10 protein-coding genes are annotated in these 8,628 nt (G+C 69.6%); 7 read left to right on the top strand and 3 right to left on the bottom strand.

What is annotated here, in order from left to right; genetic code table 11:
- Positions 1-254 precede the first annotated feature (254 nt).
- The 4 genes from AB2385_RS16080 to pstB all read left to right on the top strand — a co-directional run bounded on the left by AB2385_RS16080 (position 255) and on the right by pstB (position 3,999).
- Complete coding sequence (locus AB2385_RS16080) at positions 255-1,262, top strand: PstS family phosphate ABC transporter substrate-binding protein (RefSeq protein ID WP_367656028.1); 1,008 nt, start codon at positions 255-257, stop codon at positions 1,260-1,262.
- Between the two features lie 106 nt (positions 1,263-1,368).
- Positions 1,369-2,322 (top strand): phosphate ABC transporter permease subunit PstC, encoded by a 954-nt coding sequence (gene pstC / locus AB2385_RS16085; protein ID WP_367656029.1) that lies wholly within the window; start codon positions 1,369-1,371, stop codon positions 2,320-2,322.
- Entirely contained in the window at positions 2,319-3,209 is an 891-nt protein-coding gene (pstA, locus tag AB2385_RS16090; protein ID WP_367656030.1) for a phosphate ABC transporter permease PstA, read from the top strand. The genes pstC and pstA overlap by 4 nt, the downstream gene beginning before the upstream one ends.
- A gap of 1 nt (position 3,210) precedes the next feature.
- Entirely contained in the window at positions 3,211-3,999 is a 789-nt protein-coding gene (gene pstB, locus AB2385_RS16095) for a phosphate ABC transporter ATP-binding protein PstB (protein ID WP_367656031.1), read from the top strand.
- Between the two features lies 1 nt (position 4,000).
- Here pstB and AB2385_RS16100 read toward each other — a convergent pair whose 3' ends face one another.
- The 3 genes from AB2385_RS16100 to AB2385_RS16110 are packed head-to-tail and all read right to left on the bottom strand — an operon-like array spanning position 4,001 to position 6,398.
- Positions 4,001-5,077, bottom strand: coding sequence for an ABC transporter substrate-binding protein (locus AB2385_RS16100; protein WP_367656032.1), 1,077 nt, complete (start codon positions 5,075-5,077; stop codon positions 4,001-4,003).
- Between the two features lie 16 nt (positions 5,078-5,093).
- Complete coding sequence (locus tag AB2385_RS16105; protein ID WP_367656033.1) at positions 5,094-5,549, bottom strand: ATP-binding cassette domain-containing protein; 456 nt, start codon at positions 5,547-5,549, stop codon at positions 5,094-5,096.
- Complete coding sequence (locus tag AB2385_RS16110) at positions 5,550-6,398, bottom strand: ABC transporter permease (protein WP_367656034.1); 849 nt, start codon at positions 6,396-6,398, stop codon at positions 5,550-5,552.
- A 100-nt stretch (positions 6,399-6,498) separates the two neighbouring features.
- On the opposite strand from AB2385_RS16110, the gene AB2385_RS16115 reads away from it, so the two are divergent.
- From AB2385_RS16115 to AB2385_RS16125, 3 genes are read left to right on the top strand one after another with little or no spacing between them, the layout of a single operon-like run.
- Positions 6,499-7,353, top strand: coding sequence for a phosphate ABC transporter substrate-binding protein (locus AB2385_RS16115; protein ID WP_367656035.1), 855 nt, complete (start codon positions 6,499-6,501; stop codon positions 7,351-7,353).
- A 27-nt stretch (positions 7,354-7,380) separates the two neighbouring features.
- Positions 7,381-8,088, top strand: coding sequence for a response regulator transcription factor (locus AB2385_RS16120; RefSeq protein ID WP_367656036.1), 708 nt, complete (start codon positions 7,381-7,383; stop codon positions 8,086-8,088).
- A gap of 13 nt (positions 8,089-8,101) precedes the next feature.
- Positions 8,102-8,497, top strand: coding sequence for a hypothetical protein (locus AB2385_RS16125; protein ID WP_367656037.1), 396 nt, complete (start codon positions 8,102-8,104; stop codon positions 8,495-8,497).
- The last annotated feature ends 131 nt before the right edge of the window (positions 8,498-8,628 follow it).

The raw sequence follows: 8,628 nt of genomic DNA on the forward strand, positions 1-8,628 counted from the left end.
AAACGGGGCTTGAGGGCCGCCACTTTGAATTTCCACGATTTCCGGGACAACGCCCGTCATCGCGCCCTTCCCAAGGCAGATCGCGCCGGCCGCAGAACCCGGCCCGGCCGCCCGACGGCCTGTGGTTCTTAACCTGTCCTTAACCAAAGGCTAACCAGACCAAAACCCCCGCACAACACCCGGGTGATAGCATCGGTATCGAGCTACGGAAGTACTCGGCCAAGAGCCAGCAGAGAAAGGGGATCGACACAGCCATGAAGCGGACTCTGATGACCACCGCTGCCGCTGCGGCCCTGCTCGCCATGCTGACCGCCTGCGGAGGCCGGGCGAGCAGCAACCCCGGCAGCCAGCCGGGGGCGGGCAATCCGCCCGCGTCCCATCCGGGCACGAACAACCCGGCGCCCTCTAGCAGCGGCGGATCCGCCGGCACCGAGCTCTCGGGAACGGTTACGCTGGACGGCTCCTCCACGGTGGGTCCCATCTCCATCGCCGTCGCGGAGGAGTTTCGCAAGGTGCATCCCAGGGTCGACGTCCCGGTCGGCATCTCCGGCTCCTCCGCCGGCATCGGCAAGTTCGTCAAGGGCGAGGTCGACATCGCCAACGCTTCCCGGCCGATCAAGGAGAAGGAGCTCGAAGAGGCCAGGAACAACGGGCTCGACCCCATCGAGCTTCCGGTGGCCTACGACGGCCTGTCGGTCGTGGTCAACAAGGAGAACGACTTCCTGACCTGCATCACCACCGAGCAGCTCCACAAGATCTGGGGGCCTGAGTCTACCGTGACCCGGTGGAACGAGGTGGACCCGAGCTGGCCCGATGCGCCCATCAAGCTCTACGGCCCCGGCACCGCTTCCGGCACCTTCGAGTACTTCAACGAGATGGTCAACGGCAAGGGCGACGCGTCCCGGTCCGACTTCACCGCCTCAGAGGACGACAACGTGCTCGTGCAGGGCGTGGCGGGCGACAAGTACGCGATGGGCTACTTCGGCTACGCCTACTACGCCGAGAACAAGGACACCATGAAGGCCCTGGCCATCGACGCCGGCGACGGCTGCGTCGAGCCGACCGACGAAACCATCGCCGCCGGCTCCTACCCCTTCTCCCGTCTGATCTATATCTACCCCTCCAGGCAGGCCCTGGAGCGGCCCGAGGTCAAGGCGTTCGTCACCTTCTATATGGAGAATGCCGGGGAGCTCGCCGCCCAGGTCGGCTACACGCCGCTGCCTGAGAAGATGTACCAGGACAACCTGGCCAAGCTGAAGTAAACGGTCTCCCTTTCAGTGGCCGCGAGGTCCCGGGGAAGCGCCCGCTTCTCACCGGGACCTCCGGGCCGTTTCCCAAGTGCGTGACGAATCGTGCGGAGGTGGCATCATGTCTGCTACGACAGCGCAGCATCCCCCGGCCTCTGCCGCGGCGACGCTGGCCCCGGACAGGCGCCGGGCGCGCCAGATCCGAAAGGAGCGTGCGATCGCGGGGCTCCTCCTGGCCGCCGGGCTGGTCTCCGTGGTGACCACGGTGGGCATCGTCCTCACCCTCTTCACCGAGACGGTCCAGTTCTTCTCCCTCGTTTCGGTCCGGGAATTCCTGACCGACCGGCTGTGGACCCCCACCTTCAGCCCCGCCCACTTCGGCGTCGCGCCGCTCGTGTCGGGTACCTTCATCATCGCCGGCGGCGCCGCGCTGGTGGCCGTACCCCTGGGCCTGGGCAGTGCCATTTACCTGAGCGAGTATGCCCCCGACCGGGTGCGGCGCATCCTGAAGCCGCTGCTGGAGCTGCTGGCAGGCATCCCCACCGTGGTGTACGGCTTCTTCGCCCTCACCTTCGTGACGCCCCTCCTGAAGAAGATCATCCCGGACATCGAGGTCTTCAACGCCCTGTCCGCCTTCATCACGGTGGGCATCATGATCACGCCGATGATCTGCTCAATGTCGGAGGACGCCATGCTGGCCGTCCCCCGGTCCCTCCGGGAAGCCGGTTTCGCCCTGGGGGCCACCCGGCTGGAGGTGGCCCTGAAGGTGGTGCTGCCGGCGGCCTTCTCCGGCGTCGTCTCCTCCGTCATCCTGGCCGTCTCCCGGGCCATCGGCGAGACGATGATCGTGGCCCTCGCCGCGGGCTCCACCCCGAAACTCACCCTGAACCCGCTGGAGTCGATTCAGACGATGACCGGCTACATCGCCCAGGTGGCGCAGGGCGACCTCGAGATCGGCTCGGCCGCTTACACCTCGATGTACGCCGTCGGCATGGCCCTTTTCCTCATCACGCTGGCGATGAACCTGCTCGCCCGGGCCCTCGGCCGCCGCTATCAGGAGGGGGAGCGCGCATGAACCCCGTCGCCGCCCGCCGGCGCCTCCGGCGCCGGCTGGACGCCGCCTCCCACTGGCTTTTTTTCCTGGCGATCCTCGCCGCCCTCGCCGTGCTGGCCGTCCTGCTCTGGGACCTGCTCGCGACGGGGCTGCCCCGGCTCAGCTGGTCCTTCCTCACCAGCCACGCTTCCCGCTTCGCCGACAGGACCGGCATCCTTGCCCCGCTGGTGGGCTCCTTCTACGTCATCGTGCTGACCGCGGCCTTTGCACTGCCCGTCGGCGTCGCGACCGCCGTCTTCCTGGAGTTCTACGCCGAGGGCGACCGCCCGTCGCCCCTGCGCCAGAGCCTGACGCAGTTCCTGAAGCTCAACATCGACAACCTGGCCGGCGTGCCCTCCATCGTCTACGGCCTCTTCGGCCTGGCCATGTTCGTCCGCTGGATGCAGTTCGGCCGGTCGATCCTGGCCGCCGCCCTCACCCTGGCCCTCATGGTGCTGCCGGTGATCATCGTGAACACCCGGGAGGCGATCCGGGCCGTGCCCCCCTCCCTGGCCCACGGGGCGTACGCCCTGGGCGCCAGCAAGACACAGGTGATCTTCACGGTCATCCTGCCAGCGGCGCTGGGGGGCATCCTCACCGCCACCATCCTCTCGGTCTCCCGCGCCCTGGGCGAGTCCGCCCCGCTGCTGGCGGTGGGCGCCTGGGTGTACGTCACCAGCCTGCCCAGGACCCCGCTCGACAGCTTCACCGTGCTGCCGGTGCAGATCTACTACTGGGCCGGCATGCCGCAGAAGGCATTCCAGGAGGTCGCCTCGGCCGGCATCCTCGTGCTGCTGGCGCTCCTCCTGAGCCTCAACGGCATCGCCATCTGGCTCAGGAACAAATACCAGAAGAAAGCGGAGTGGTAGCATGGCCGTCGTCCTGGCAAGCCCGGCTGCTGGCGGCGTCGCAGCCGGCGGCTTCGTCGTCCGGAACCTCGACCTCTTCTACGGCACCCACCAGGCGCTGCATCAGATCAGCATGACGATACCCGAGCGGGCCGTGACCGCCATCATCGGCCCCTCCGGCTGCGGCAAGTCGACCTTCCTGCGCTGCCTCAACCGGATGAACGACCTGGTGCCCGACGCCCGCATCCAGGGCCACGTCAGCTTCCGGGGCCAGGACCTCTACGCCCCCGGGGCCGACCCCATGGAGATCCGCTACCGCATCGGGATGATCTTCCAGAAGCCCAACCCCTTCCCCAAGTCCATCTACGAGAACGTCGCCTTCGGACCCCGCATCAACGGCTACGACGGCGACCTGGACGAGATCGTGGAGGGCGCGCTCCGGCGCGCGGCGCTCTGGGACGAGGTGAAGGACCGGCTGCGGAAGCCCGCCCTGACGCTCTCGGGGGGGCAGCAGCAACGGCTCTGCATCGCCCGGGCCTTCGCGGTGAACCCCGAAGTGCTGCTGATGGACGAGCCGACCTCGGCCCTTGACCCCATCGCCACCGGCAAGATCGAGGAACTGATGACCAGCCTGAAGCAGGAGTACACCATCGTGCTGGTCACCCACAGCATGCAGCAGGCCGCCCGCGTCTCCGACTACACGGCCTTCTTCTTGGACGGCCGCCTGGTGGAAATGGATCGGACGGAGCGGATCTTCTCCACCCCGTCCGACAGGCGCACGGAAGACTATATCACAGGCCGGTTCGGCTGAATCACTCCCCGGTGTCGTAGAAGCCGTCGTCGGGCAGCCGGCCGCCGATGATCTCCGGGTTCAGCTCCGCCAGCTTGGTGAAGTAGAACTCCACCGCCTCCCGGGCCTCGGTCGCGGTCTGGAACCGGAACGGCGTGCGGCCCAGGGAGGACTGGATCACCGGCGCCTTCAGCCCGCTGAGGTACGGCTCGCCCAGGGCCGCCGCGTCGGCGGGGTTCTCCTGGATCCACTGCACCGACTCCTGCAGCCCCTCCTGGATGGCCGTGATGACCTCCGGGTGCTGGTCGATCAGGTCAGTGACGGCGATCGTGCCGATCCGCGGGATGAAGGGCTCCCGCCCGGTCACCCGGCCCCACTCCTGCCGGAGCTCAAACAGCTCCCGCACGGGGATGTTGTTCTGCTTGCCCTGCAGGATCGCGGCGGTGGCCACCGGCTCGGGCAGCACCGCGGCGTCGGCCTTGCCGGCCATGAGCATCTGCAGGGCCTCCGGGGCGGCAGAGACGTACTGCAGGCCCATCTCCTCCTCCGGCACGCCGGCCAGCTTGGCGACGGTCCGGAAGATCAGGTCGGGCGAGTCGTTCTTGAAGGGGATGTAGACCGTCTTCCCCTTCAGGTCCTCCCAGCTCTGGATGTCCGGGTCCGCGGTCAGCACCGACAGGTGGCCCCACACGGTCACGTTGAGGAGCCGGACCGGCAGCCCCTTGTTGTACAGGTTGGCGGCCACGTAGGTCGGCACCGCCGCCACCTGCACCGCGCCCTTGACCATGTCGGCGCGCAGCTGGTCCAGGTTCTGGAAGGCCTGGAACTGGACTTCCGGGACCAGGCTGGTCAGACGCTCCTGCGACGCCAGGTGAGCCAGCAGGATCGAGGGCGGGGCCGAGGGCGCCTGCAGGTGGAGCGCCGTCAGCGGCTCTGCCTGCGGCGCCTGCTCCGCGGCCGGCGTCTGTTCTGCGGCCGGGGTCTGCTCCGGCTGGCGGGCGGGCGGGTTCTCAGGCGCCCGACCTGCGCAGCCGCACAGCAGGCCGAGCGCAAGGAAGCAGGCGATCAGCTTCGGAAAGGTGGACTTGAACGGGCGCATGGGGCATTCCTCCTAGTCAGGATAAGCTGCGGCGACCTGTGGCCAGATCGCGGCCACGGTGCGGTGGACGTAGGCGTCGGCATCGGTGCGGGGCGTGCGCCCCAGCGGCACCCGGGCGATGATGCGGCCCGGCGCCGGCGAGACCCAGCCGCTCGATGAGGGCCGACGCCACCCGGCGCTGCTCCGCCGGGGGTGCCCCCATCGCCTTCAGACCGAACGCGATGTTCTGCCAGGCCGTGCGCCACGGGAGGAGGCGCGGCTCCTGAAACACGTAGGCCAGCCGGCGGAACCGTTTCTCCACCCGCCCCCGGGTCGGGGAGAGGAGGCCGGACGCGATCTGCAGCAGGGTCGTCTTCCCGCAGCCGGAGCGGCCGACGATCGCCAGGACCTGGCCGGGCTCCAGCCGGAGGTCGATGTCCTCCAGGACCGGGTGGCCGCCGAACGCGTGGCTGACGCTTTCCAAGGTCAGCACTCAGCCGCCACCCCCTTCCCGGCCCCGCTGCCAGGGCTCCAGGCGGCGTTTGAGCGGCCTGAGCACCAGGTTCTCCATCACCAGCAGAAGGATGGCGACCACGGCGATCCAGGCGAACATGCCGGCGACGTTCAGGTTGACGCGCGCCGTCCCCAGCCCGGCGCCCATCCCGGAGCGGCTGCCGGCCATCAGCTCGGCGAGCAGGGCCACCTTCCAGGCCAGGCCCAGCCCCGAGACCAGCGCGGGGAACAGGTACGAAAGCAGATGGGGCAGGTAGACCTCGGTGACCAGCATCCGGCGGGGCGTGCGGAAGACCGTGGCCATCTCGATCAGGCCGCGGTCGACCGAGCGGGTCCCCTCCAGGGCGGCGGCGAAGATGATCGGCAGCACGGCCACCGCGATGGTGAAGACGGGGGCCGTGCTGTTCGCATCGAACCAGAGCAGAGCCACGATGATCAGCGCCACGGGGGGAACGCCCTGGACGGCGGTGACGACCGGCGCCAGCGCCTGCCCGAGCGGCCGCAACAGCCCCGCGAGCAGGCCGCTCACGCCCCCGAGCAGCACGGCCAGGCCGAAGCCGGACAGCGTGCGGACCGTGGTCACGGCCACGGCCTGCAGCAGGGCTCCCTCCCCGGCCCCGAGGAGGAGAATGCCGCGTACCTGGCGGGTTCCGGCGCGGCCCGGGTCGTGGGGGTGAAGCGGCTGGCGGGGGCGGCGGACGACCTGCTGTTCCGCCGGCCGGAGCGGCTCGCCGCCATGGCCGCCGCCGCCAGGCAGGCCGGCCATCCCGCCTCGGCCCTGGCCATCGCCGCCGAGGTCCTGGCGCTGGCCGACGCCCCGCGCGCTCAAGTCGCGGGGATAACCCCTTCATCTTAACCGAACCTTAACATCGATAAGCTACAGTGAAGATGGCACGTGCAACCTTGGGCGAGAGGTGACGCAAGACACCATGGCTGTGCTTCGCAGTCGCCCGCTGGCGGCCATCCTGCTCGCGGCAACGCTGCTCCTCGCCGGCTGTGGCAGCCGCCCGCAGGCCGATCCCAACGACCCCCTGGCGGGGACCATCACGGCCAGCGGCTCCACCGCCCTCCTGCCGCTCGCCTCGCTGGCGGCTGAGATCTTCATGGAGGAGCACCTCAACGTGACGGTGAACGTCAGCGGCGGCGGCTCGTACAACGGCCTGCAGCAGGTGGCGGTCGGCGCCGTGGACATCGGCAACTCCGACATCCCGGCCACCGGGGAGCTGGCCGACGTGCTGGTGGAGCACCGGGTCGCCATCGCCCCGTTCGTCATCATCGTCCACCCCGAGAACCCCGTGGACGGGCTGACGATGGAGCAGCTGGCCGGGATCCTCCGGGGCGAGATCACCAACTGGCAGGAGGTCGGCGGTCCCGACCTGGAGATCGTGGTCGTCAGCCGGCAGCAGTCGTCGGGCTCCCGGGCGACCATCGTGGAGAAGGTGCTGGCCGGCGAAGGCGACATCTCGCCCCAGGCCCTGGTGCAGGACTCCAACGGCAAGGTGGTGACCACCGTGCAGTATACCCCCGGGGCCATCGGCTACATCGACGCGTCCTATCACCGGCCGTCGAAGGTGAAGGCCCTGGCGCTGGACGGCGTCGCCTACTCCCCGGACGCCGTGCTGGAGGGTCGGTGGCCGATCTGGACCTACGAGTATATGTACACCAAGGGGGAACCTGCCGCGCTTGTGCGCGCGTTCCTGGAGTTCGTGCTGAGCCCCGAGTTCCAGGAGGAGTACGTGGCGGAGCTGGGCTTCGTGCCCATCACCCGGGAGACCGCCCGCTGACCCGACCGCGGCCCCTGTGCGTCGGAGGTGTTCCCTGTGCCCGAGCGGATTCTCGTCGTCGATGATGAGCCCTCGATCCTTGAACTGGTCGCGTACAACCTGCGCCGGGCGGGCTTCGAAGTGCTGACCGCGGACAACGGCGAGGACGGGCTGCGCATCGCCCGGGAGGAAGAGATCGACCTGGTGATCCTGGACGTGATGCTGCCCGGAATCGACGGATTCGAGGTCCTGCGCGCCCTCCGCCGCCACTCCGAACTGCCGGTGCTGCTGCTCACCGCCCGGGGCGAGGAGATCGACCGGGTGGTGGGGTTCGAGATCGGCGCCGACGACTACGTCACCAAGCCGTTCAGCCCCCGGGAGCTGACCGGGCGGGTGAAGGCGATCCTCCGCCGGGCCCGGAAAGGCGCGGAGCCGCAGGACCAGGACACGCTGATCCTGGGGCCGCTCACCATCGACTTCGCGCGCTACGAGGTCCTGCGGGACGGCCAACCCGTGGACCTCACCCCCACCGAGTTTCAGATCCTGGGCGTGCTCGCCCGGTCCCCGGGCCGGGTGTTCACCCGGGACGAACTGGTGGACCGGGTGATGGGCCCGAACTTCTACGGCGACGTCCGCACCGTGGACGTGCACATCCGGCACCTCAGGGCCAAGTTGGAGGAGAACCCCTCCGAACCCAGGCTGATCGAGACGGTGCGGGGCGTCGGCTACCGGTTCGCCGGGCCGAGGCGCAGGTAGGGCGGTGGCGCAGATGAGGCGTCCGTATCGCCCGGCGCTCCTCTGGTTCGCCCTGCCGCCGGCCGCGGGGGTGACCGTCGCCCTGGCCTACGCGGCCTCCGGCCGCCTGGAGGCGGCGCTCGCCCAGGGGACGGGGCCGCAGGACGTGGCCGTATGGCTGGCGTTGTTGGCGGCCCTGCTGATCCCGCCGGTCTACGGATACCGGGAGGCCAGCGGGTTGGCGCGCACCGCCGAGCGCCGCGCGGACGCCGCGCAGCGGCAGGCCCGGCAGGCCGCCCAGGAGCGGCTGGACCGGCTTCTCACCGAGAAGGCCCAGATGGAGCTGATCCTCCAGCATATGGCCGACGGCTCGCCGCCGCGAGGCCCCGGGCCGCCGCCACCTTCGGGTTGGCCGTGTGCGGCGCGCTGAGAGCGTACACGGAGGGCAGGTCGATGATGCCCACGATCTGCCCCGCCGCCGGGTCGGTCTCTGTCAGGGCGACGGCCAGCGGCACCGGGTGGGGCTGCTGCGGCGCCAGGTCGCCGGGCAGCGGCGCCGTC

This window comes from Symbiobacterium sp. (assembly GCF_040797425.1).
In the GTDB taxonomy this organism is placed as follows: Bacteria; Bacillota; Sulfobacillia; order Symbiobacteriales; family Symbiobacteriaceae; genus Symbiobacterium.

Bases quoted from the DNA above. Each gene is read 5' to 3' on its own strand.
- AB2385_RS16080 (WP_367656028.1), top strand. From the start codon at position 255: ATGAAGCGGACTCTGATGACCACCGCTGCCGCTGCGGCCCTGCTCGCC.
- AB2385_RS16100 (WP_367656032.1), bottom strand. From the start codon at position 5,077: ATGCGCCCGTTCAAGTCCACCTTTCCGAAGCTGATCGCCTGCTTCCTT.
- AB2385_RS16125 (WP_367656037.1), top strand. From the start codon at position 8,102: ATGAGGCGTCCGTATCGCCCGGCGCTCCTCTGGTTCGCCCTGCCGCCG.
- AB2385_RS16115 (WP_367656035.1), top strand. From the start codon at position 6,499: ATGGCTGTGCTTCGCAGTCGCCCGCTGGCGGCCATCCTGCTCGCGGCA.
- pstB (WP_367656031.1), top strand. From the start codon at position 3,211: ATGGCCGTCGTCCTGGCAAGCCCGGCTGCTGGCGGCGTCGCAGCCGGC.
- pstA (WP_367656030.1), top strand. From the start codon at position 2,319: ATGAACCCCGTCGCCGCCCGCCGGCGCCTCCGGCGCCGGCTGGACGCC.
- pstC (WP_367656029.1), top strand. From the start codon at position 1,369: ATGTCTGCTACGACAGCGCAGCATCCCCCGGCCTCTGCCGCGGCGACG.